The sequence below is a fragment of the Paenibacillus sp. FSL R7-0331 genome, assembly GCF_000758645.1.
GTDB classification, from domain to species: Bacteria; Bacillota; Bacilli; order Paenibacillales; family Paenibacillaceae; genus Paenibacillus_AQ; species Paenibacillus_AQ camerounensis.
Genome location: NZ_CP009284.1, coordinates 591755 through 614557, shown reverse-complemented (window position 1 = coordinate 614557; position 22803 = coordinate 591755). Strand labels below are relative to the sequence as shown.

The window sequence follows — 22803 nt, the reverse complement described above, 5'->3', positions numbered from 1 at the left end:
GCCTAATACTGTCTATTCTTCCCACGAAAAAGGGTGCCCAAACCCCGGAATTTCTTTATGCCTTAAGACAGGCCCATCTCACAGCGCCTTTACACGCCGCTCCTCCGCAGTCACTTTAACCTCCAGCAACGGATGCCCGGACTCCTCAAGCAGGTCACGCAAGGGAAGCCATAGGGCAGAGCCGATCAGCTCCACATCCGACTCCCTGGTTACATGGGTCCCGTCACCCGAGATCAGTGTCAGGCGTTTATTGCCCGCATCCGCACTGACTTCACGCCCGTTCCACCAGACACTGCCGCTGCGGTTAACCGTATCCCAGCCCACCCGTCCGCCTAACCGTTCAATAACAGCCCGCAGCGGAACGACATACTGCCCTTTTCTGATTCTGTATTCTCCGGGATCAAGCTTCACCTCCTGCTTGCCCACCTCAAGGATGAGCGGCTTTCCAGGCCCGAACAGCCCGGCATTCGGTGTAATATTGGAGGCTATCCATGCGGCAGACGGCTTGATCCGTTCCTCCGCCGCCGCGGAGGCAGAAACTCTGAATTGTACCGGCTCCTGCGCCGCATCCAGCACGCCAAAACGGTATCCTGCCGCCTTATACCGGGCAATAATCTGCGGCAGCGCCTTGGCACTCTCCGCATGTCCGGCCCCGTCATGAAGCAGCAGGATGACCCGGGAAGCCTGCAGTGACAGCGATTCGCGGATAATCTCCGCAGCTGGCACGCCCTTGCGTCTGGAATCCCCGCTGTCTACGTTCCAGTCCATGACGGTGTACCCGGCTTCTTTTAGCAGTTCAAAATAAGTGGCGTCAAAATGTCCGTACGTACCGCCCGGAGCACGCACCAGCTGGGGACGGATACCCGTTATTTCCCGCACGGCCTCTTCAGTCTGCTTAATCTGCTTCCAGAATTCTGTGAATCCGCTATATAAATCATGGTAATTATGATTATAGGTATGATTGCCGATGGCATGTCCCTGCTCCCAGATCGCATTGATCAGCTCGGGATGGCTTTTGGCCTGCTGCCCCAGTACAAAAAAAGTCGCCTTAACACCCACGTCACGTAAAACCTCCAGCACTTCAGGCGTCACATTGCTGGGGCCGTCGTCGAAGGTAAGGTAGACTGTCTTTTGGTCTGTCTTTTGGTCTGTCTTTTGGTCTGCCTTCTGGTCTGTCTTCTGGTCTGTCTTCTGGTCTGTCTTCCCGTTTGCCTTTTGTACTTCAGCAGCAATAACCGCACCTGTGCCTGAGGCTTGTACTGCTCTCGGGGCAGCCGTAACAGCAGCAGCCGGATTCACAGCCGGGGCGCTCAAATCTTGCATCACATCAGCCGGAAGATTATTCTTAGAGAGTACAGGCACGGCAGCACCGGCCTGCAGAGGGTTGGCCTTCCGCTCATTCAGGGACTGCGCGCCTGCCCAACCGGTCAAAGCACATAACATAACTGCCATAGCAATCAACCCGCGGATAGCATTCCGGCGGATAAGGGATTTGTTGCTGCCCTTCATTATCTCTACCTCCAGCATTCTATTGGCTTTAGACACCTAATTGGTAGATTGTATGAAGATACGCTTGGAAATAGAATTAGGCATACCGCCTTTGGAGAGTGAGCTATTATGGAGATGCTGAAGTGGATTCAGGAGCTATTCGCCGCATATGGCTATAACGTGCTTTTTTTCGGACTTTTGCTGGAATTTATAGCACTGCCCTTTCCGGGAGAGACCACAATGGCATTTGCCGGATTTCTCTCCTATACCGGAAGGCTGGATTTTTTGACACTGGTTGTTGTTGCCTTTGCGGGAACTACGGTTGGAATGACGATTACTTATTTTATCGGATTAAAAGCGGGCCTCCCCTTCATTCAGCGCTACGGCAAATGGTTCCTGTTCTCGCCGGCCAAGCTTGAGAAAACCCAGCACTGGTTTGAACGGTACGGCAGCTTTCTGATTTCCATCGGCTATTTCATTCCGGGTGTCAGGCATTTCACCGGCTATTTCGCCGGCATTATTGCGCTGCCCTTCCGGAAATTTGCATTATACGCTTACGGCGGGGCATTGGTTTGGGTCATTATTTTTCTCGGGATCGGCAAGGTGTTCGGTCCGCAATGGATGGGCATCTTCCACCTGTTCGAGGTTTATGCCCTCTGGATTGTCAGCGGCGTTGCCGCCCTTGCTGCCCTGATTGCGGTATTCCGCTACCGCCGCTTTCTCGCTGTCTACGTACTGCGCCGTAAGCCTGAGCTTAAGCTAAAGACCAAGCTGAAAGAGCCGTCCAAAGAACGCTAACCTTGATATCGCTATAAAAAACAGCCCTGCGACCGGGACACTCCCCGGAACGCAGCGGCTGTTTTGTTGCAGATTACTTTTAAACCTTCTAACGGGACAGCCCCCGCTCCCTCAGCAGCCTTCCCCGCACTGCGGCATATCCGGCCAGCAGCAGCGCGATAGCCGCGAATCCGGCTCCTCCGGCGCAGCCGAGCACTCTAGGCTCCACATAATCCAGCAGCCAGCCTGCCCCCAGCATCGAAAGGCCAAGCAGCGTGCCGCTTACCGCCGACAGCATCCCGAATATGAGCGGCTGCAGCCGGGGAGGTGTCTCCCGCATTACCAGCGTATCCAGACAGGCGTTGCCCACACCGCCGGCTAAAGACAGCAGTATATACAGGAAAAACGCCTGTATAAAGCTGCCGCTCGCACTGATTGCCATCAGCAGCACGCCTTCCAGCATTAGCCCGGTGAGTGCGGCTGTCAGCAGCCGTTTCTTCAGCAGCTTTCCCGCAAAAAAACTAAGGCTGAGCCCGGTTCCAAGCGCCGCATAAAAGGCCCCTATACCCGCATCCCCGGCATGGAATTCCTGCACTGCGTATACACTGATCAGCACGTTGTCCCATCCGTTAATCACCGGCACCAGCAGCTCATAGGCTATGACAATTTGCAGGGCCAAGCTCCCTCCGGCAACATACTTAAGTGTATGAAGCCGGCCCCCGGATAAATGGGCTGCTGCCGGATTCTTCCCGGTCCCTTCAGTCCGGCCCAGCTCTCTGCCGCCTGCCTGCGGAAAATGAATCCCCCACAGCAGCAAGGCTCCAACAAGGAAGGATAAGGCATTCACTATAAATGCCATTTCCGGGCCAAACCATAGCGACACTACGCCGCCTATGAACGCACCGAGGATCAGAACACTGCCGTTCATCAGCTGTTCCAGGCCGTTTATTCTGAGCAAAGCGGATGAATCGGCCAACAGCGGGATGGAAGACTTGCGTACCGGGCTGTACACAGCTTCTCCCGCAGCCATTATGAAGCTTCCGGTGTACAGCAGCCACAGCCGGTCTGCTCCGTCCACCAGCAAAAAGGATAGTGCAACCGGCACACGGAGCAGGTCGACTGCAATCATAATAGCCTTTCGCGGAAATCGGGTTGCCAGTATTCCTCCAAGAGGGGCCATGAACAGATAAGGCAGTACCCTGACGCCCAGAGAAATTCCCACCGCCATGCCTGAACCGGTCATCTGCAGAACCAGCGCCAGCATGGCAATACTGCTGAAGCGGTCACCTATTCCGTTAACCAGCCCTGCTGCAAATAATTTTGAATATCCCCCCGATAGCCTGCCGGCAGGACCGGTCTTTCCGTTCCGCATTATCATATCCCCCGCAATCTAATTAATATTATATCTAATTAGATATTAATCGAATGTTGTGGATATAACAATGCTTTCTTTTCTTTGTGCTGCGGAAAATATAATATAAATGGTAATTGCCTATAACAAAGAGGGTGCTGCCTGTGAAAATAGACCGTCTGCTTTCCATCGTTATTTTGCTGATGAACCGCCCCCTGATCCAGGCCAAGGAGCTTGCCGATATGTTCGAGGTATCCGTACGCACCATCTACCGGGATATTGAAAGCATCAACAGTGCCGGAATCCCCGTCGTAACCTACCAGGGGGCAGGCGGCGGAATCGGCCTGATGGAGGGCTACCGGCTTGACCGCAATATGCTGACCGAGCGTGAGCTCGCTGATATCTTTACCGCGCTGCAAAGCGTCTCCTCCTATGGGGGCGCTGAGCACACACTGCTTATGGAGAAAATCAGCAGTGTCATCCCTCCCTCCCAGACCGCAGCCTTCCGCAGTAAAACCGCCCAGCTCGTTGTCGACTTTTCACCCTGGGGGCTGCAGGGTCCGCTGGAAGAAAGGCTGGCGCTGCTCAAGGAGGCGATGGAGGAATCCGCCGCTGTCTCTTTTGAATACGTTGCAGCCAGCGGCGCAGCCGGCAGGCGTTCAGTTGAGCCTTATACCCTTGTACTCAAAGGCCAGTCATGGTACCTGTACGGCTTCTGTGCAGAGCGCGGCGATTTCCGGCTCTTCAAGCTGCTGCGCATGAAATCGCTGATTAAGGAGGAGCGCCGCTATACCCGGCAGGATATTCCGGTAAGCAGTCTGCCCTGGAGCAGCGGCTGGGCAGATCCGGCCGGAACAACGCCGGTTGTGCTGCATTTCTCCGCTGCAGGAAGGCATCTTGCCGAGGACTACTTTGACTGCAGCGAGCTGCAGCCGGACGGAAACGGCGGCTACACCGTGAGTGTCTATTACCCGGAGGACAATTGGCTGTACGGCTTTCTCCTCGGGTTCGGGCCTGCAGCCGAAGTGCTGGAGCCGGAGCATATCCGCCGCAGACTGGGTGAGATCGCCGCCGGGATTGCCGCTGTCTATAACAAGGCTCCGGCGAAGCCGGCTAACCAGAATACTCCGTCTGTACGTACATGAGGGAGAAGTGCAGCCGATCTCTTTGCTGCACCCAAAAAACAGGACATCTCCAGCAGCGCAATGGCTGCCGGGAGATGTCCTGTTTGCTTTTATTATTTTACAGTCTGCGCCTTGATACTCTGGGGTACTGCGGTCCCGGCTTCCTCTGTCTTGATGAAGTCTGCCTGAGGTGAGGTCTTCCTGATGAACAGCGCCAGCACCAGAGCCACAGCCGTTACCCATGTAGCCACAGTGAATGCATGTGTGATCCCGTTGATTGTCGCCTCCTGTGTAAGCTTGAGCATAGCAGCCTTATCTGTCTGGGATACCGCTCCACTCGTTACAGCCTCGGTAATATTGCTCTTGGTGCGGTTGGTCATCAGGCTGACGAACAGCGCCATCCCCAGCGCCCCGCCTACTGTACGCAGTGTATTCGACATTGCCGTACCGTGCGAGCTGAGGCGCTGCGGCAGCTGGTTAAGCCCGGCTGTCACAATCGGCATCATCAGCATGGACATTCCGAACATCCGGGCCGTATATGTCAGGATCAGATGTGTATATGTTGTAGTTGTGGAAATCTGGCTGAATTCCCAGGTGGTGATTGTAGTAATCAGGAGTCCGATGACGGCCAGCCATCTTGCCCCGATTTTATCAAAAATAATCCCTGTAATCGGAGACATAATCCCCATCAGAATTGCGCCCGGCAGCAGCATCAGACCGGATTCCATCGGCGTAAAGCCGCGGATCGTCTGGAGGTAAATCGGCAGCAGGATCATGCCTGCATACATCGCCATAGTAACAATAATGTTAATTACAGTAGTCAAAGAATACATATTATAACGGAAAATCCGGAACTCCAGCAGCGGTGTATCGGTTGTAAGCTCACGCCATACAAAAAGCACCAGGGAAAGTGCCCCCAGGATCAGGCAGGTAATCACTATCGCACTGTCCCAGCCGTCGGTTCCGGCATCACTGAAGCCGTACAGCAGACCGCCAAAGCCAAGCGTTGAGAGGATGATTCCGATTTTGTCGAGCTTTGGAGAGGTCAGCTGTCCAACATTCTGCATCGCCTTCATCCCCAGCAGTGTGGAGAAAATAGCGAGCGGCAGCACGATATAAAACAGCACGCGCCAGGAATAATTCTGCACAACCCAGCCGGACAGCGTCGGTCCAACCGCCGGAGCGAAGATCATCGCCACTGCCATCAGCCCCATCGCTTTACCGCGTTCTTCAATCGGGAAAATGCGCAGGAACACGATATTCATCAGCGGCATCAGAATACCGGCGCCGACAGCCTGCACGACACGCCCGACCATAATCATCTCAAAGCCTGTACCGATCGCACATATCAGTGTACCTATGGAAAATAAGATCATCGACGTAATAAACAGCTGGCGGGTCGTAAATTTCTCTACCAGGTAGGCACTGATCGGGATCAGTACCCCGTTCACCAGCATAAAGCCAGTTGTCAGCCATTGCGCCGTATTGGCCACAATATTAAGGTCCTCCATCATTTTCGGCAGGGCTACGTTCATCAGCGTCTGGTTGAGCAGCGCGACAAAAGCACCGATCAGCAATGCGGCGATAATCGGCCCTCTGCGGATTGCCTTGGCTCCGCCCGCAGTATTTGCATGTATTGTACTCATAGTTACTTGTTTTCTCTCCCTTGAACTAAAATGTTAATGATTTCACCGTGCAGCCGCAGCAATTCCTTAACATCTTCAGCAGGAATATTCTCCAGGGGCTGCAGATGCTTACGGATTGACTGCTTACTGCGCTCCCTGATCTCCAGGCCCTTCTCTGTTACCGCCAGATGAACAACCCGCCGGTCTGTCTCCGACCGCTGTCTTGTAATCAGGCCAGCCTTAACCATCCGGTCCACCACCCCGCTCGCAGCGCTGTTGCCTAAGTGAAGCAGATCCGCAAGCTCGGTAATGCCGATATCGGGGTGCATAGCCAGCTTACGCAGTACCATGAGCTGTGTAGATGTTACTTCAAGCTCTTCTGCATCCTTCCAGAGAAGCTGCTGGTAATTATGGGTGATGCAGCGGAATGAAGACAGAATGTCATCCAGCTGCCGCTCTTTTTCCTCCAACCTGGCCACCACGCTTTTCGTTCATAATAATACTTCGTATACGAACTATTTTACTATTTACGTATTTTCACGTCAACACTTTACTGAAAATTCCTGAAAATAAATAAGGATTTACTTGTTTTTTCACAATGTATTTTCAAGCTTTAGTGTCACTGTCCGGCTCGAGATGATTTTGAGCTTAGTGTGAGCTTTTGACGTGAAACAGACACTTCTCAATAATATCCATCGGTGGATTTTATTTATAATTCGAGTAAGGACAGAAGTTGGTAATTCAGAGAGGATGAAAGGGATGAATCTGGAGCAGCGGAAAGTGTGGAATGAGAATCACAAGGCATTAACCGGAATGCTCGGCAGACCCGATAAGCATTCTGAAGCGGCGGACTTATTCCTGGAGCAGCACCGCTGGCTGTATGCATCAAGAGAGGCTGGCGGGCTGGCGACTTATGAGGATGTTATTATGAACACTCTGGGGGAGCAGACCTTCCGGGCGTATCCGGTACGCACATCTGCCAGCAGGAACTCCATTGCCTGGCATCTGTGGCATGCAGCGCGGATCGAAGACATAACGATGAATGTACTGATCTCGGGCAGGGAACAGATACTGCACAGCGGAGGCTTTGCGGATAAACTCAATACACGGTTCATTCACTCCGGCAACGGGATGGATGAGTCAGAGATTGCCGAGCTGAGCTCAGTTCTGTCTTTTGAGGCGTTGCCGGACTACAGGCTGGCCGTCGCTGAACGTACCCGCTCCATAATCGCAGGATTAAGCGCTGCGGAGCTAAAAACCAGAGTCAGCGCCCGGCGGCTCAATCAGGTGAAGGAGCAGGAGGCTGTCAAAGCAACCGAGCAGTGGCTGCTGGATTACTGGGGAGGTAAGACGGCAGCCGGACTGGTGTTAATGCCGGCTACCCGGCATAACTTTCTGCACCTGAACAAGTCGATGCAGGTGAAGGTGAAGCTGGAGAAGCAGCCGGCCCGCCAATAGCCGGAGCCGGCCGCACACAAAAGCGGAACAGGGACTGAATCCCTGCTCCGCTTTTGTGTAAAGTGTAACTTTTGAATCCTTCCTCAACCAGCCCGGTTTTCTTACTCGCATAAATGTAGTGGAAAAATGCAACCTAATTCATTCAGAAGGCTCACATGAAAGGATTTAGTTGAAAAATGGCCAATTAAACATGCGATCCAACTACATTTTATTTAAGCCCCCGTCTTCCGATGAAGCCACCGGGACAAGACCTGGCGGGCTAAACCCCGCTGCTGAAGGTTCCTAGCTTAACCGGCTGGTTCAGGCGTCCGGCCCGCTGGTTCGCATGCTTACTGCTGATCAGCTCACTGGCGATCGACATCATCAGCTTGATCCGGTTCGCTTGATTCACCACACTTACACCCGCGTCATAATCGATTGCCGCAATATTAGCTCCCGGATACAGCTCCTTCAGCCCTTTGATGCTTCCCCGGCCCGTAATATGATTCGGCAGGCAGGCGAACGGCTGGATACAGACGATATTATCCACTCCGTTGTCCAGCAGATCCATCATCTCCGCTGTCAGGAACCAGCCCTCGCCCATCTGGTTGCCGACTGATACCAGACGGCTCGCCTTCTCCGCCAGCCCGTAAATATTTTCCCGGCTCTTCGCCAGTCCCGCTTCCTCCAGCGCCACCTTCACCGGCCTGCGGTAAATTTCGAGATAGGAGATCAGCATCGGATTGATGTATCCAAGCCGCTTGCTTTTGCCGAACTGCTCCGCCTTGTAGATCGGGTTATAGATGCAGTAGAAGATGAAGTCCAGGAAGTCCGGCATGACAGCCTCGCCGCCCTCCGCCTCAATCATTTCAATAATCCGGTTGTTGGCATCCGGATGGAATTTGATCAGAATCTCGCCGACAATGCCTACCTTCGGCTTCTCATAATTATGGACCGGAAGGCGGCTGAACCCAGCAACAATGTCCCGGACCAGCCGTTTGTATTCCCGGAAGGAGAAGGTTGACAGGCTGGCCTTGCAGCGGTCCATTCCTTTGCGGTAGAGCGCCTCAGCACTGCCCGGAATCTGCTCATACGGCCGGAACCGGTGCAGCAGCCGCATCATGAGATCACCGTAGCAGGCTGCGGCGACCAGCCGGTTCGCCAGCTTGAGGCTGATCTTGAAGCCGGGCTGATTCTCCATGCCGGAGGCATTCAGCGAGATGACAGGAATATGCCCCAGCCCTGAATCCTTCAGCGCCTTGCGCAGCAGCGATATATAATTGGTCGCCCGGCAGCCGCCCCCGGTCTGTGACATAATGACCGCGGTGCGGTTCAGGTCATAACCTCCGCCTTTTAGGGCTGATAGAATCTGCCCGATGGTGACTATAGCCGGGTAGCAGGCATCATTATTGACATATCTGAGCCCTTCCTCTGTCTCCTGCGGTCCGGTTGTCTCCAGTATCTTGAGCCGGTATCCCGCATCCTGAAAAACGCGTTCAAACAGCTCGAAGTGCACTGGCGACATCTGCGGCGACAGAATGGTGTAGCTCTCCTTCATTTCCTTAGTAAAGGTAATGTTGGCCTGCGTTTTGTACAGGAGCTGCGGCTCCACTTCGCTCTTCTCGCGCTCGCGCATGGCTGCAAGCAGCGAGCGCAGCCGGATGCGGGCCGCGCCAAGGTTACTGATCTCATCAATTTTGATCAAAGTGTAGACCTTGTTGTTCCGCTCCATGATCTCCTGCACAGCATCACAGGTGATGGCATCAATACCGCAGCCGAAGGAGGTGAGCTGTACCAGCTCCAGATCCTTGCGGGTGGAGGCCAGCCGTGCGGCACGGTACATACGGGCATGATAGGTCCACTGGTTGACCACAGCCACATCGCCTTCACTGCGGTCGAGATGACAGACCGAATCCTCAGTAAGCACCGCCAGCCCCATGCCGGTAATCATATCGGCAATACCGTGATTGATCTCCGGATCTGCATGGTAGGGATGGCCGCAGAGCAGAATTCCCTTTGTGCCTGTCGCGCTCAGGAACGCCAAGGTTTCCTCGCCTTTGGAGCGCACATCCCTTTTGGCATGCTCCGCTTCAGCCAGACCGGCCTGAACAGCGGCAATAATCTCGTCCTTCGGGATATCGGTGAAGGTCTTCATCAGCCCTTTGGTCAGGGCAGCAATATCATCAAAGGTCAGAAACGGGCTGACAAGCGGAACTCCGCCTTCCTTCAGGCTATCCATATTGTTGCGGATGACCTCAGGATAAGAAGCAACCACCGGGCAGTTGAAGTGGTTCGTGGCCGCTTCATCCTCCTTTTTCTCATACACAACTGCCGGATAGAAAATAAAGTCTGCGCCTTTGCCCACCAGGCTTTGCACATGGCCGTGGGCCATCTTCGCCGGATAGCAGATGGATTCGGATGGAATGGTGTCCATTCCGCTCTCATACAGCTTTTTACTGGACTTGGGGGACAGAAGCGTCCGGTAACCCAGACTGGTGAAAAAAGTATGCCAGAACGGATAGTTCTCGAACATATTCATCGTACGCGGAATGCCGACAACGCCCCGCTGTGCCTCCTCTTCCGGCAGCCCCTCATAATCGAAGAACCGTTCGTATTTATACTGCATCAGATTCGGCAGTGTATTCTTAGTCTTCTTACCCCCGGCTCCGCGTTCACAGCGGTTACCGGTCACATGGAAGCTTTTATCCGGAAAACGGCTGATTGTCAGCGCGCAATTGTTGGCACACAGGCCGCAGCGGCCCGGCGATACCTGACAGGTAAAGGCCTCCAGCTCCTCCGGCCCAAGCAGTGTGCTGATGCCTCCGGCTACGGATTGTTCCTTAGCCAGCAGGGCACAGCCGTAGGCACCCATTACACCGGCGATATCCGGCCTTACAACGGTTCTGCCGGTCAGCAGCTCGAACGCCCGCAGCACAGCCTCATTATAAAAGGTTCCGCCCTGTACGATGATATTACGCCCCAGATCCTCGCTATTGCGGATTTTGATTACCTTTTGCAGGGCATTCTTGATAACAGAGTACGCCAGCCCGGCAGAAAGGTCGGCCAGCGAAGCGCCTTCCTTCTGCACCTGCTTCACCTTGGAATTCATGAACACAGTGCAGCGTGAGCCAAGATTGACCGGCTTGCTCGATTCCAGCGCGGCATTGGCAAATTCTGCGATGCCCAGCTCCAGGGCAGAGGCAAAGCTCTCAAGGAAAGAGCCGCAGCCCGCCGAGCAGGCCTCGTTCAGCATCAGGCTGTCGATGGCCCCGCCGCGGATTTTGATGCACTTCATATCCTGGCCGCCGATGTCGAGAATGAAGTCAACCTCAGGCATAAATTTAGAAGCCGCCTTATAGTGTGCTACCGTCTCCACTTCTCCGCCGTCCGTCCGCAGTGCAGCCTTAATCAGACCTTCTCCGTATCCGGTGGCATAAGCGCCTGCAATATAGCAGTCTTCCGGCAGCAGTCTGTAAATTTCCTTAAGGGCATCCCTGACCGACTGCAGCGGATTTCCCTTGTTACTGCCGTAGGAGGTGTACAGGATCTGATCATCAGCACCGGTTATGACCAGCTTCGTCGTCGTTGAGCCTGCATCAATTCCGAGATAACACGCCCCGCTGTAATCCGCCAGCTCCGCACGCTTGACTGCAGCCCTGCCGTGGCGCTGCCGGAACTCAGCCAGATCTGCCGTTGTTTCGAACAGAGGCGGCAGATCTGCATCCTCGGCGCGGTCGGCTTTGAAATCGACAGCGTCAATCCGGGATATCCAATCCCCCAGCGTCAGCATTAGCGGCTCTGACTGTGCCAGTGCTGAACCGATCGCCACAAAATACTGGGAACGCTCCGGAAACAGCACCTCCCCTTCCTTAAGCCCCAGCGTCTTCGCGAACAGATCGCGCAGCACGGGCAGGAAGGTCAGCGGACCGCCCAAAAAAGCCACCCTTCCGCGGATTGGACGGCCGCAGGCCAGCCCGCTGATCGTCTGGTTCACGATGCTCTGAAAAATGGACGCAGCTATATCCTCACGCCGCGCACCTTCATTAAGCAGCGGCTGTACATCGCTCTTGGCAAACACGCCGCAGCGTGAAGCAATCGGATAGATCCGCTCATGCTTCTCAGCAAGCCGGTTAAGTCCGGCAGGGTCTGTCTGCAGCAGGGCAGCCATCTGATCGATGAACGCTCCGGTACCGCCTGCACAGGCGGTGTTCATCCGCTGCTCAATGCCGCCGTTCAAATAAATGATCTTGGCATCCTCTCCGCCAAGCTCAATCGCTGTATCGCACTGCGGAATCAGCTCACTAATCGCTTTGGTGCAGGCAATAACCTCCTGAACAAAGGGGACTCCGCCAAGCTTTGATAAAGACATGCCTGAGGAACCGCTTACAGCCAGCGCCGCCTTCCTGTCCGGGAACCGGTCCCGGACATCGGACAGAAGGGATAGTGCGGCTCTTTTTATATCACTGAAATGTCTGGCATAATCCTGATAAACAATGGTACCCCGTTCCATAACAACCAATTTGGCCGTAGTTGATCCGACATCAAGCCCTATACGCATCATCATGCCATCCCCTTGCCTTGCTCCAAATTTGAAGTAATATGAGGCAACTATATCATGAGAGCGCCTTATAAAGGCTGTTAGAAATGTTACAGACAATTTCAAATCATTACCAGCATACTTATTTATTTCGCCAGCTCTTCCAGCGTCTTTTCAACATGGCCTTTCACGCGGACTTTGCGCCACTGTGCCGCCAGTTTTCCCTGCTCATCAATCAGAAAGGTTGAGCGGACAATACCCATAAATTCCTTGCCGTACAGCTTTTTGAGCTGCCACACGCCGAACATTTCACTTACCTGATGATCTTCATCTGACAACAGCGGAAACGGCAGACTGTTCTTATCTGTAAACTTCCCGTGCGAGGCCAGGCTGTCCGGGCTGATTCCCAGCACAACTGCCCCTCTCGCGGAAATTTCATCATGGGCGTCACGGAGTTCACAGGCCTCCTGGGTGCAGGCAGGTGTCATATTTTTCGGATAAAAATAAAGCAGCACCTTGCGCCCGCGGTAATCGCTTAAGCTGATCTCACCGCCTGTAGATGCCGGAAGCGTAAAATCCGGGACCTCGTGCCCGATTTCGATTGATTTCGTCATATGTATACACTCCTTATCAGTTACTTTCGGTTTCCACTAAAGAATTTGGTGAAATATTCCGAAATTGCTTGTATTCCTAAAAGAAATTATAATGTAGAGAATGTGAATGCGAAAGGAAGAACGAAATGCCTCCAAGAAAGAACCGGCACGCAAAAACCGGCAAGTCGAACAAGAAAACGCTGCTTTGGACTCTAGCTATTATATTTCTCCTGATTGCCGGCGGCGCCACTTACTACTTTACCAGTCTGTATACTCAGCTGGACAACCTGCATAAGACCGGTGAGGATTCACCCTTTGCAGCTGTCCCCACTCCTTCAGCAGAAGTCGTTCAGCCTCCTGAATGGGAAGGCACTGAACCAGTAAACATCCTGCTTATGGGCGTCGATGCACGCGGAGTAAAGAAAGGTGAAGTTCCCCGCTCGGATACGATGCTGGTCGCCTCTCTGGACCCGGTTAAGAAGAAATTCTACGTATTCTCCATCCTTCGCGATACTTATGTGGACATTCCCGGGTATGACAAGGAACGCATTAACACAGCTATTACACACGGTCCCGAAGTAGCGATGCAGACAGTAAGCGACCTGCTCGGTATACCGGTTCAATATTATGTCTATACCGACTTCCAGGGCTTCATTGCGCTGGTGGATGCAGTCGGCGGTGTTGATTATGAGGTCGAGAAGGACATGGTCTACAAGACTATCGCTGACGGGCCTGAATATGACATTGATCTTAAAAAAGGCTTCCAGCACCTTGACGGCAGCATGGCGCTGCAATACGTGCGCTTCCGTCATGATGCCACGTCCGATTTCACCCGGACAGAGCGCCAGCGCGGCTTCCTGAAGGCCGTAGCGGACAAGGTGATCAGCACGACTTCGATTATCAAGCTGCCTTCCATCCTGTCCCAGGTCACACCGTTTATTGATACCAACCTTGACATGAATGATATGTGGAAGCTTGGCACTGTCGGCTATGACAGCTCTATGGGCGGCAGCGCACAAATTCCGCCTATGGAACTGCTGACGGAAGATACAACCAGCGGCGGCGCTTCTGTCATTGGCTTCAAGAGCCCGGAGGCACTGAAGCAGTTCGTGCAGGACACGCTGTCCGGACCAGAGCCGACAGCCACACCGGAGGCCTCTCCGGAGAGCAGCCCTTCTGCAGCAGCAAATTAATTCACCACTCGGCCAATGGACGGGCGGACAGCGGTATTTCCCGTTGTTCGCCCGTTCCCTTGCCCGGGGCTACATAGGGTACTCCCCACAATTCAAAATTCTCTGGCAGTATGAAAGGATGATTCTAATGAACCGCAGTAATTCAGAACAATTATACCAGGAAGCTCTCCAGCATATTGTCGGCGGGGTCAACAGCCCGTCCCGTTCCTTCAAGGCTGTCGGCGGCGGCGCCCCGGTATTCATGAAACGCGCCAAGGGCTCACGCTTTTGGGATGAAGACGGCAATGAGTACATTGATTACCTCGCCGCCTATGGCCCGATCATTACCGGACATGCCCATCCGCATATTACCGCAGCGATTACAGAAGCCGCACAAAACGGTATTCTGTACGGAACGCCGACCCGGCTTGAGATTAAGCTGGCGAAGATGCTTAAGGAAGCCATCCCTTCGATGGATAAGGTCCGTTTCGTCAACTCCGGTACCGAGGCCGTGATGACCACCATCCGCGTTGCCCGCGCATATACCAAACGCAGCAAAATCGTGAAATTCGCCGGCTGCTATCATGGCCACTCTGATCTTGTGCTGGTTGCCGCCGGCTCCGGCCCTTCGACACTGGGCATTCCGGACAGTGCCGGTGTCCCTGGCAGCATCGCCCAGGAAGTCATCACCGTTCCGTTCAATGATCTGGACGGGCTGCGTGAAGCGCTGGAGAAGTGGGGCGAAGATGTCGCAGCAGTTATGGTTGAGCCGATTGTCGGCAACTTCGGTATGGTTATGCCGAAGCCCGGCTTCCTGGAGGGCTTATGCAAGCTGGCGCATGATAACGGTTCGCTTGTCATTTATGACGAGGTAATCACCGCGTTCCGCTTCCACTTCGGCTCTACCCAGACCTATGCAGGCCTTGATAACCATGAGGATATTACTCCGGACTTGACCGCCCTGGGCAAAATCATCGGCGGCGGTCTGCCAATCGGCGCTTACGGCGGCCGCAAGCATGTCATGGAGCAGGTTGCTCCGCTCGGACCGGCTTATCAGGCCGGAACCATGGCCGGCAACCCCGCCTCCATCTCGGCAGGCATCGCCTGTCTGGAGGTGCTGGGCGCTGAAGGCGTCTATGATGAAATGGAGCGTCTCGCCATCCGCCTGACCGAAGGGCTGCAGGCCTCGGCAGACCGGCACGGCATTCCGCTGACGATCAACCGCATAAGAGGTGCGTTCTCAACGCATTTCTGCGATCATCCGATTACCAACTACGATGAGGCGCAGGATACCGACAGCGAACGGTTCGCCAGCTTCTTCCGTCACATGCTAAGCCGGGGCATCAATCTGGCTCCGTCTAAATATGAAGCCTGGTTCCTGACTACAGCCCACACCGATGCTGATATCGATACTACGCTTGAAGCGGCTGAAGCCTCATTTAAGGCAATGGCGGCAGAGAAGTAATCAGCTTTCACTAAAAAACACAAACCCGATGCCACCGGCATCGGGTTTGTGTTTTTTCCGGTTCAGCTGCTCTTACTGCTCTTCTTCCGTCCATGATTAAACATGGCTGCAACCATCGCTGCTCCAATCAGCCTAATAAAAAGAGGGACTTCGTTAACCAGCATTGTCATGACAACAAAGCTGATTACAATCGCCGCTTCTGCCATAATATGCCGTCTGAATGTTTCTTTGCGCACCCTGTGTACAAATACCCCGATAATCAGAAGAGTGAGCCCCAAATATACGGCTGTAACGGCTATCCCTGTTCCGTTCATGATTCCTCCTGTTATTTCAGGTCATACAGGCTGCGGATTTCCACATCCTGCGGCAGCTTGAACGGATTCTCCTGATTAATCCGGTCATAGAACATTACGCCGTCCAGGTGGTCCATTTCATGCTGGATGATAATTGCCTGATACCCTTTAAATTTCACGGCAACCGGCTTCCCCTCAAGGTCAAAGCCCTTTACCTTCACTGTCTCATAGCGGGGTACAAAGCCGTGCACCGGCCGGTCTACAGACAAGCAGCCTTCACTCTCAGGCAGATAGACCATGGAGACAGAATGGCTGATGATCCGCGGATTGACCCAGGCATGCTCCACGATCTTTCCTTTTTCATCCTTCGAGTACATCACAAACATCCGCTGCTGCAGACCGATCTGGTTCGCAGACAGCCCTACGCCGGAACGCAGCTTGTATTTGGCTGACACCTCCGGGTCCTGGCTGTTCTTGAGAAACTGCAGCATGCATGCAAGCGTCTCACGGTCCTCTGCCCGAAGCGGCAGCTCCACTGGCGCAGCCACACTGCGGAGCACGGGATCGCCCTCACGAATAATATCGTCCATTGTAATGATATAGTCTGCCTTAAATTTTGAACTAGACAACAAATTTCATCCACCTTTGCTTAATAAGCTAAATTGGCCGTTATTCTGTCAGGTTATGCCTGTTATGGATTTATGAATGCAGTCCGCAGCTTGCTGCTGTAGTTCACGTCAAAGCCAAGCCCGGTTGCCAGCGCAGCGAGCGGCAGATAGGTTTTATCCTCTTTGCCGACCTTTTGCAGAAACGCCGGTGTGTCGATAGCCTGGTTGACTCCGTTAACCTTGATAAACTTGGACCCTATTGTGATGACCACTGTACGTCCGCCGTACACAATGGTCGCGCTGGATGTTTTGTTGTCCCACTTGCCGGTCGCGCCTACTGCGTTCAGGATATCCTTCAGTGCCAGGAAATTCTGCCCGTTCTTCAGAATCGGCTTGTTGGGGGTATTCAGCTCTACTCCCTTTACCACGATAGACATCGGGGACGGTGCTGCACCCGGAGCTGTAACGGCCGTAACGGAAGGTGTGCGGTACTGTCCCCACTCCAGCTCGGCAAAGACTCTGGCTATTTTTTCGTATCCCAGCTGGGTCGGATGAAAATCTGCCGCACCTGCACCAATGATGTGGGTCAGCGATGCCTCTACTCCGGCGAACTGTGCAGCAACATGGGCCGTCACTACCGGAGCCGCTGCCGTATTCAGGCTGGCTGTAACACTATCTGCAACTGCCGTGAACCGCTCAGCCGCACTCATAAGGGTTGTATAATTTGCACCGAGCGCAATTTTGGGTGCCGGCTGGTATTGGTCGGCCAGCAGAATCGTCGCTGCAGGATTGACTGCGCGGATATTCTCCAGTGCTGCCTTCACATTACTGCCGTAAAGGGTCAAAAGCTGCTCCAGCTGGACTTCGAAATCAGCAGAAGCAATGGACTTAACATTCAGGAACAGGCTGCTGACATCATTTCCGCCGATTGTTATCGTAATGAGGTCTGCATCCGCAAGCTCTGTATGGATCGCCGGTGCAAGTGCCGCAAACTGGCTGATCCGCGGATCGCGCAGCCCTGTTTGTATTCCGTCAGGCGTAATCACGGTACCGGCCTTAATGGCTCCCGTATAGTTAAGTAATCCTGCTGAGGTTAATCCGAGAATGCCATAATTATTCAGGGCACTTCTTCCGTGGTACCAGCCCTGTTCCAGCAGCCGCTCCGCGTATCCGTATGGTTGTGTATTCGGGTCCGTCATCCCCGGCTCATAACCGGCAGTGATTGAATCCCCCAGTGCCACGATGCGAAAGACATCCTGACCGGTTTCTTGTCCAGCTGCTGTCCCAGCCGCATCAGCCTGTGTATTCCCTGCACCAAGCAGCAGCGTGAACAGAAGCATGCCGCTTGTTCCGGCCGCCCATAATTTTTTCCATGCCATCAGCATCGTACCCCTCCCAGATTAATATAATTCCATTCTAACATCTGGCCCGCCCGCAGCAAAGGAGCGGCTTCCCGTTATTTGAGAAACCGCTCCTGTGGTAAAACTCCGTTCTATTGTTACCCGCTTACGGGTCCGTCAGCCGGCTTAACGCCTTTATCCTGCTGCTGACCGCCTAATCCGGCCCGCTTCAGATATTTGTCATAGCGGTCATCCAGCTCATGGGCGATTGTGCGGTAACGCAGCGTCTCTGCTACAATCGGGTCGTGTGCAGTCTGAATCCGGATTTCGTATTTGGGCGAAATCTGCCGTATCTCTTTGGCTGTACGGTCGCCCTGCTCCATCTCGCCTTCCTGCAGCATTTCGCTCAGCTTACGCTCCAAATCATGATCTTCCATGCCTCTGCCGCCCCCTTAGAGCTTAAACCCCGTTGCATCCGCTTCTTTCAAAGAGGATACCAGGAACTCGTGGATCTTTCCGTTACTCGCCACAATATGGCGGGACCCAACATCGTACGGATTGCCCAGCGTATCCGTCACCTGGCCTCCGGATTCAAGCACCAGCAGCACACCGGCAGCGCAGTCCCAAGGGCTTAAGCCAACCTCCCAGTAGCCGTCGACCCGGCCTGCTGCAACATAAGCCAGATGCAGTGCAGCCGAGCCGCCGGCGCGGACACCGCGAATCTGCGGCAGAACCTGCTGCAGGCCGGCCATATTCGCCGGCTGGGCAAAGGTCCGGTCCGGCGGAAAGCCCATGGCTATCAGGCTGCTGCCAGGGTCCGTCTCTTTGGATACGGCGGTCGGTATCCCGTGCATATAGGCGCCTTTGCCCTTTTCAGCCACGAACATTTCGTCACGGATCGGATCATAGATGACTCCAACCGCCAGCTGTCCGTTAATGGCAAGCGCGATAGATACACAGTAGAAAGGAAATCCGTGCACGTAATTGGTTGTCCCGTCAATCGGGTCAACAATCCATAAATGCTCATGCTTGATTCCTTCCTCCAGGGCAGCGGTAACTGCCTCCGCACCGGGGGTGACCCCTTCTTCTCCAAGGATAGCATGGTCGGGATAATGGGTCAGGATCAGCCGCCGGATCATCTGCTCCACACCTTTATCAACTTCAGTTACGAGATCCTGCGCCGACGTCTTGCTGCCCAGCTCCTTCACCTGTCCCTGTCTGCTCTTGATCCATTCCCCCGCTTTAGCCGCAGCGTTAATTGCCGCCGCCGTGTAACCTTTACTAGTCACCACATAGGGCTCCCGTTCATTCCGCTTGTCAGAATTTAAAGGATTCATCTCTTCACTCCGCTTTCTTGAACTTGATCGCTCTCCCGTGAAACACTGCCTTCTAAGCAGGCACACTCCTGCCGCTTAAGTTTCATTCAACGTACCCTATTTCAAAACACTTATCAAGTCAAAACTATGGCTCGACATGAATACTGGCTCCGTTCAGGACCGTAATTCCATTGCCTGCTTCCGCCAGCTCCTTCATGGCATCCATCAGGCCGAACAGCGCACCATCCTTATGCTTAGCTTCAATCATCACATCAACAGCAGGCGTATCAGCTGCAATCCGCTTTAGAAAAGCAAGCAGAGGCGCCGGCTCCACCCCGTCGGCATGACTGCGCGGATCAGACGGGCTGCGCGGGCTGGAGACGTGGATTTTGGGCGGCAGCACCTCTCCGGGAGCCACATCGGCCAGCGCCAGCCTGCTTTTCCACGTATCCAGAATATCCGGCCACAGCTCCCAAGGAAGCTCGCCTTCGTTGTTCACCCACTGGTGATGAATATCCAGCACCATCGGCAGACCCAGACTGCGGCAGACGGCAAGGGTCTCCGCCGCATTGAACGTCTTGTCATCATTCTCCAGCGTCATCCGCTCCTGCAGCCTTGCCGGCAGCTCGGCAAAATGCGCCTTAAAGCGTTCCGCCGCGGCAGGCTTGTCCCCATAGGCTCCGCCGATATGGATGTTGTTCTTGGCCGTTGCCGGAAGCCCCAGGGCATCCAGCATGTCCGTATGATACTGAAGGTCACGGACGGAGCTGGCCAGCACCTCCGGGCGGGGCGTGCTCAGCACCGTGAAGTGATCCGGATGAAACGAGACCCTGAGTCCGTGCTTTTTAATATATTCTCCGACCTCGGCAAACTCCCCGGCGAGCGCCGCAAAAGGGTTCCAGTCCTGCAAGTCGGGATGTGTCGAAAGCGGAATCAGCTTGGAGGTCAGCCGGTATACCTCAATCTCCGAGCCGACATTATGCTTCAGGAGCCGCAGCGTGTTGTGCAGATTCATCCTGGCAATCTGCTCCAGCCGCCGCAGCCCCGCCTCGCGGTCGCCCAGCTTATTAAAGCTGGCCATGGTCATGGTCTTGGAGGGCGAGCAGTCTTTGATGACGGTTGACATGGCCACATAACCGAAGCGGACAATCATTTTTCTTCCCCGAAAAACATCTCATAGGCCAGTGCAGTCTGCACACGCGACTCTTCCTCATTCAGCCTGCGTACCAGGTCCATCTCCACTGCGGTAACCTCATTGCCCTGAAAATTTATCTCCGCGATGGAGGCTGAAATTTTCACTATCGCCACTGCCACGTTCTCGGGTGTATATGCAATAACCTTCTGGCCGGTCGGGTAGACGCGGAAGCCCTGTTTTACCATCTTGGTGCGCCCGTACTCCAGCAGCTCGTATAGCTCCTGCTCGTTCTTGAACTTGCAGACTGAATTGAATTCCGATAGAAATCCCATTGCCTACGATTCTCCTTCCCGGCCGGATCTGATCCGCCGTTACGCTTTGGATTTTATGATTCGTTGTCGTACTTGAGGCCCTGTCTGAACTGATACCGCTCCAGCGCCAGCTCAACCATGCGGTCCAGCAGCGTCTGATAAGAGACGCCGGTTTCACGCCACAGCAGCGGATACATGCTGAATGGCGTAAAGCCCGGCATTGTATTGACTTCATTAATCAGAATCTTGTTGTCAGACCTGCGCAGGAAAAAATCCGCACGCGTGATGCCGCTGCCCTCGATCGCCCGAAAGGCCTGAAGCGCTGCTTCACGCAGACGGTCTGCCACTTCCGGGTCCAGCGGAGCAGGAATCAGCATCTGCGACTTGCCGTCGATATACTTGGCTGCATAATCATAATATTCACCGGAAGAGACGATTTCACCCGGAACCGAAGCCTCAGGCTCTTCATTTCCCAGTACAGCCACTTCTACCTCACGGGCATCCACAAATTCTTCAATGATCACCTTCGTATCATAGCGGAGGGCGAATTCTACAGCCTTGATCAGACTTTCCTTATCTGCTGCTTTGGAAATACCGACGCTTGAACCCAGGTTGGCCGGCTTGACGAATACAGGGTAACCCAGCTTATCCTCTACTCCGACAATCAGCTCATGGCTCTTCTGCTTCCAGGCTGCTGCGCTGAAATAGCAATACCCGCATTGTTCAAGCCCTGCTTCACCAAACAGCTTCTTCATCACAACCTTATCCATACCTGCTGCAGAAGCCAGAACACCGGCCCCGATGTATGGAATGTTGGCCATTTCGAACAGTCCCTGAATCGTACCGTCTTCCCCGTTCGTGCCATGGAGCAGCGGGAACATGACATCGACGATTGCACCCTCCCCGCTCAGCCCGCTGAATACAGTATTAAGCGCCATGCCCATATCGCCCGCCGGGCCGTCCAGCTTCAGCTGCTCAATTCTGCTGTAAGGGGCGCCAAGGGTCTCTCCGACCTTCCATAATCCCTGCTTGGAAATATAAAACGGAATAATCTCATATTTATCGTAGTCAAAAGCGTTCATGACCGCAAATGCCGTCTGCAGCGATACTTCATGCTCCCCGGATTTGCCTCCGTACACCAGTCCTACGGTACATTTCGTGTTCCCCATGCCCTAACCTCTTTCTGAATTATAAGTAGTCATTAATATGAAAAAAACGGTAGGCCGTTCTGTCGGTCCATGCATAGGAATCGCGATAATCCCAATAGCGGTGACGGCTTGATACCGTTCTTGCGTTCACAAGCGGCATTCCATCCGCATCAAAGGCGGTAACAACGGTGCTGTGCTGATAGTGGCCGTTGCCGTCCCAGTCATACAGGATGACATCACCCAGACTAAGCTGGTCCGGACGCTCTACAGCTTCGGCGCGGAGTCCGCTGCTGCGCTGTCCGCCCAGATACCGCCCAAGACTGTCCGACACAGCCCAGCTGAAGCTCCACCATTCCTGGGCTCCATTGTAGCCTTTGTACCACCAGCCCGTTTCTCTTTTACCAGTATAGTTGATAGGCGCTCCCCCTGCAAAGAGACATTGGGAGACGTAATTGGTGCAGTCGACGTCAAAAACCTCAAATTCCGGGTTGCCGTCCTTCCACCAGCGGTCAGCATAGGCTGCCGCCTCCTCACGGCGGTAACGCACCTCTCTTGAACCTGCGGTTCCGCGCAGAATCCTGCGGTTCAGCAGCGGCTGTGACGGCTGCGGGGCCGGCAGCACCTCTCCCCATTTGGACAGCCGCAGTGCCGGCTCCGCCTCTCCCGCCCCGCGCTGGGAGCTTCGCTCAGGGACACTGCGCTCGATGTTAATAATCTCCCAGCCGGCTCCTGCCTGCACAAAGGTAAGCCGCTCGGTTTCAATTTTATCCTCACGGTGCGTGATACCGCCCTTTTCATAATACAGCGCACTGTGCAGGGCTACATCTGCTATAATCTCACCGGGGTTCTGCCGCACCGTCCGCAGCGTCCGGACACCGGTCTCTCCGCGCAGCGGTGTAATGCTCCGGCCTTCATACCACTGTGCAAGACGGCGCGAGCGCTCACCCTGCATTTTGTGAAACCGCATGTCCTTCACTGAACCCTGCCCCTGTGCATAGGCCGGAGCGACCCGTCCTTTATTCAACAGATCGACATAAGCATACAGACTTTTTTTCCACACCTGCTCCATCTCATAACCGCCTT

The 22803-nt window shown here is 54.2% G+C and carries 20 protein-coding genes; 5 read left to right on the top strand and 15 right to left on the bottom strand.

The genetic code is table 11. The annotated features are described in order from the left end of the window. Nucleotides 1–78: 78 nt before the first annotated feature. On the bottom strand, nt 79–1509 hold the full coding sequence (locus R70331_RS02720) for a polysaccharide deacetylase family protein (RefSeq protein ID WP_042172652.1): 1431 nt from the start codon (nt 1507–1509) through the stop codon (nt 79–81). 108 nt (nt 1510–1617) lie between these two features. On the opposite strand from R70331_RS02720, the gene R70331_RS02715 reads away from it, so the two are divergent. After that, nucleotides 1618–2286, top strand: coding sequence for a DedA family protein (locus R70331_RS02715; RefSeq protein WP_042172649.1), 669 nt, complete (start codon nt 1618–1620; stop codon nt 2284–2286). 88 nt (nt 2287–2374) lie between these two features. Here the strand turns inward: R70331_RS02715 and R70331_RS02710 are convergent, their stop codons facing one another. Continuing rightward, on the bottom strand, nt 2375–3637 hold the full coding sequence (locus R70331_RS02710; RefSeq protein ID WP_042172647.1) for an MFS transporter: 1263 nt from the start codon (nt 3635–3637) through the stop codon (nt 2375–2377). Nucleotides 3638–3780: 143 nt separating this feature from the next. On the opposite strand from R70331_RS02710, the gene R70331_RS02705 reads away from it, so the two are divergent. Continuing rightward, nucleotides 3781–4761 (top strand): helix-turn-helix transcriptional regulator, encoded by a 981-nt coding sequence (locus R70331_RS02705; RefSeq protein WP_042172645.1) that lies wholly within the window; start codon nt 3781–3783, stop codon nt 4759–4761. Nucleotides 4762–4853: 92 nt separating this feature from the next. Here the strand turns inward: R70331_RS02705 and R70331_RS02700 are convergent, their stop codons facing one another. Both R70331_RS02700 and R70331_RS02695 read right to left on the bottom strand, forming a co-directional pair. Further along, nucleotides 4854–6386: a DHA2 family efflux MFS transporter permease subunit gene (locus R70331_RS02700; RefSeq protein WP_042172643.1), complete on the bottom strand. Its 1533-nt coding sequence runs from the start codon at nt 6384–6386 to the stop codon at nt 4854–4856. Between the two features lie 2 nt (nt 6387–6388). Then, nucleotides 6389–6835: a MarR family winged helix-turn-helix transcriptional regulator gene (locus R70331_RS02695; RefSeq protein WP_042172641.1), complete on the bottom strand. Its 447-nt coding sequence runs from the start codon at nt 6833–6835 to the stop codon at nt 6389–6391. 289 nt (nt 6836–7124) lie between these two features. Here R70331_RS02695 and R70331_RS02690 point away from each other — a divergent pair, with 289 nt between their 5' ends. Continuing rightward, the gene (locus R70331_RS02690) at nt 7125–7823 is read left to right on the top strand and encodes a DinB family protein (RefSeq protein WP_042172639.1); all 699 of its coding nucleotides are present in this window, start codon (nt 7125–7127) and stop codon (nt 7821–7823) included. Between the two features lie 259 nt (nt 7824–8082). Here the strand turns inward: R70331_RS02690 and R70331_RS02685 are convergent, their stop codons facing one another. Next, nucleotides 8083–12366, bottom strand: coding sequence for a 2-hydroxyacyl-CoA dehydratase (locus tag R70331_RS02685; RefSeq protein ID WP_052418890.1), 4284 nt, complete (start codon nt 12364–12366; stop codon nt 8083–8085). A 119-nt stretch (nt 12367–12485) separates the two neighbouring features. Next, nucleotides 12486–12953: a thioredoxin-dependent thiol peroxidase gene (bcp, locus tag R70331_RS02680; RefSeq protein ID WP_042172635.1), complete on the bottom strand. Its 468-nt coding sequence runs from the start codon at nt 12951–12953 to the stop codon at nt 12486–12488. A gap of 125 nt (nt 12954–13078) precedes the next feature. Here bcp and R70331_RS02675 point away from each other — a divergent pair, with 125 nt between their 5' ends. Then, on the top strand, nt 13079–14125 hold the full coding sequence (locus R70331_RS02675) for an LCP family protein (protein WP_042172633.1): 1047 nt from the start codon (nt 13079–13081) through the stop codon (nt 14123–14125). Between the two features lie 127 nt (nt 14126–14252). Continuing rightward, nucleotides 14253–15569 (top strand): glutamate-1-semialdehyde 2,1-aminomutase, encoded by a 1317-nt coding sequence (locus R70331_RS02670; protein ID WP_042172632.1) that lies wholly within the window; start codon nt 14253–14255, stop codon nt 15567–15569. 62 nt (nt 15570–15631) lie between these two features. On the opposite strand, the gene R70331_RS02665 is transcribed toward R70331_RS02670, so the two are convergent. The 9 genes from R70331_RS02665 to R70331_RS02625 all read right to left on the bottom strand — a co-directional run bounded on the left by R70331_RS02665 (nt 15632) and on the right by R70331_RS02625 (nt 22789). Next, entirely contained in the window at nt 15632–15883 is a 252-nt protein-coding gene (locus tag R70331_RS02665) for a hypothetical protein (RefSeq protein ID WP_042172630.1), read from the bottom strand. Between the two features lie 11 nt (nt 15884–15894). Beyond that, a complete protein-coding gene (gene def, locus R70331_RS02660; RefSeq protein ID WP_042182056.1) occupies nt 15895–16452 on the bottom strand; it encodes a peptide deformylase in 558 nt (185 codons plus the stop codon). A gap of 101 nt (nt 16453–16553) precedes the next feature. Next, complete coding sequence (locus R70331_RS02655) at nt 16554–17855, bottom strand: stalk domain-containing protein (RefSeq protein ID WP_042172629.1); 1302 nt, start codon at nt 17853–17855, stop codon at nt 16554–16556. Between the two features lie 113 nt (nt 17856–17968). Further along, nucleotides 17969–18247 carry a hypothetical protein gene (locus R70331_RS02650; protein WP_042172628.1) on the bottom strand — a complete coding sequence of 93 codons (279 nt, stop codon included), beginning with the start codon at nt 18245–18247 and terminating at the stop codon, nt 17969–17971. 15 nt (nt 18248–18262) lie between these two features. Next, nucleotides 18263–19147 (bottom strand): inositol monophosphatase family protein, encoded by an 885-nt coding sequence (locus R70331_RS02645; protein ID WP_052380594.1) that lies wholly within the window; start codon nt 19145–19147, stop codon nt 18263–18265. A gap of 124 nt (nt 19148–19271) precedes the next feature. Then, the gene (uvsE, locus tag R70331_RS02640) at nt 19272–20279 is read right to left on the bottom strand and encodes a UV DNA damage repair endonuclease UvsE (RefSeq protein WP_042172627.1); all 1008 of its coding nucleotides are present in this window, start codon (nt 20277–20279) and stop codon (nt 19272–19274) included. Next, the gene (locus R70331_RS02635) at nt 20276–20593 is read right to left on the bottom strand and encodes a hypothetical protein (protein ID WP_039869572.1); all 318 of its coding nucleotides are present in this window, start codon (nt 20591–20593) and stop codon (nt 20276–20278) included. The genes uvsE and R70331_RS02635 overlap by 4 nt, the downstream gene beginning before the upstream one ends. A 53-nt stretch (nt 20594–20646) precedes the next feature. Next, nucleotides 20647–21741, bottom strand: coding sequence for a D-alanine--D-alanine ligase (locus tag R70331_RS02630; protein ID WP_042172626.1), 1095 nt, complete (start codon nt 21739–21741; stop codon nt 20647–20649). Between the two features lie 19 nt (nt 21742–21760). Next, nucleotides 21761–22789 (bottom strand): amidase domain-containing protein, encoded by a 1029-nt coding sequence (locus R70331_RS02625; protein WP_042172625.1) that lies wholly within the window; start codon nt 22787–22789, stop codon nt 21761–21763. Nucleotides 22790–22803: the final 14 nt, after the last annotated feature.

Excerpts from the sequence above, each read along its gene's own strand:
- R70331_RS02645 (WP_052380594.1), bottom strand. The coding sequence starts at position 19,147 with ATGAATCCTTTAAATTCTGACAAGCGGAATGAACGGGAGCCCTATGTG.
- R70331_RS02720 (WP_042172652.1), bottom strand. The coding sequence starts at position 1,509 with ATGAAGGGCAGCAACAAATCCCTTATCCGCCGGAATGCTATCCGCGGG.
- R70331_RS02710 (WP_042172647.1), bottom strand. The coding sequence starts at position 3,637 with ATGCGGAACGGAAAGACCGGTCCTGCCGGCAGGCTATCGGGGGGATAT.
- R70331_RS02665 (WP_042172630.1), bottom strand. The coding sequence starts at position 15,883 with ATGAACGGAACAGGGATAGCCGTTACAGCCGTATATTTGGGGCTCACT.
- R70331_RS02630 (WP_042172626.1), bottom strand. The coding sequence starts at position 21,741 with ATGGGGAACACGAAATGTACCGTAGGACTGGTGTACGGAGGCAAATCC.
- R70331_RS02690 (WP_042172639.1), top strand. The coding sequence starts at position 7,125 with ATGAATCTGGAGCAGCGGAAAGTGTGGAATGAGAATCACAAGGCATTA.
- bcp (WP_042172635.1), bottom strand. The coding sequence starts at position 12,953 with ATGACGAAATCAATCGAAATCGGGCACGAGGTCCCGGATTTTACGCTT.
- R70331_RS02670 (WP_042172632.1), top strand. The coding sequence starts at position 14,253 with ATGAACCGCAGTAATTCAGAACAATTATACCAGGAAGCTCTCCAGCAT.
- def (WP_042182056.1), bottom strand. The coding sequence starts at position 16,452 with ATGGACGATATTATTCGTGAGGGCGATCCCGTGCTCCGCAGTGTGGCT.
- R70331_RS02625 (WP_042172625.1), bottom strand. The coding sequence starts at position 22,789 with ATGGAGCAGGTGTGGAAAAAAAGTCTGTATGCTTATGTCGATCTGTTG.
- R70331_RS02700 (WP_042172643.1), bottom strand. The coding sequence starts at position 6,386 with ATGAGTACAATACATGCAAATACTGCGGGCGGAGCCAAGGCAATCCGC.
- R70331_RS02675 (WP_042172633.1), top strand. The coding sequence starts at position 13,079 with ATGCCTCCAAGAAAGAACCGGCACGCAAAAACCGGCAAGTCGAACAAG.
- R70331_RS02655 (WP_042172629.1), bottom strand. The coding sequence starts at position 17,855 with ATGCTGATGGCATGGAAAAAATTATGGGCGGCCGGAACAAGCGGCATG.
- R70331_RS02650 (WP_042172628.1), bottom strand. The coding sequence starts at position 18,247 with ATGGAAGATCATGATTTGGAGCGTAAGCTGAGCGAAATGCTGCAGGAA.
- R70331_RS02635 (WP_039869572.1), bottom strand. The coding sequence starts at position 20,593 with ATGGGATTTCTATCGGAATTCAATTCAGTCTGCAAGTTCAAGAACGAG.
- uvsE (WP_042172627.1), bottom strand. The coding sequence starts at position 20,279 with ATGATTGTCCGCTTCGGTTATGTGGCCATGTCAACCGTCATCAAAGAC.
- R70331_RS02685 (WP_052418890.1), bottom strand. The coding sequence starts at position 12,366 with ATGATGATGCGTATAGGGCTTGATGTCGGATCAACTACGGCCAAATTG.
- R70331_RS02715 (WP_042172649.1), top strand. The coding sequence starts at position 1,618 with ATGGAGATGCTGAAGTGGATTCAGGAGCTATTCGCCGCATATGGCTAT.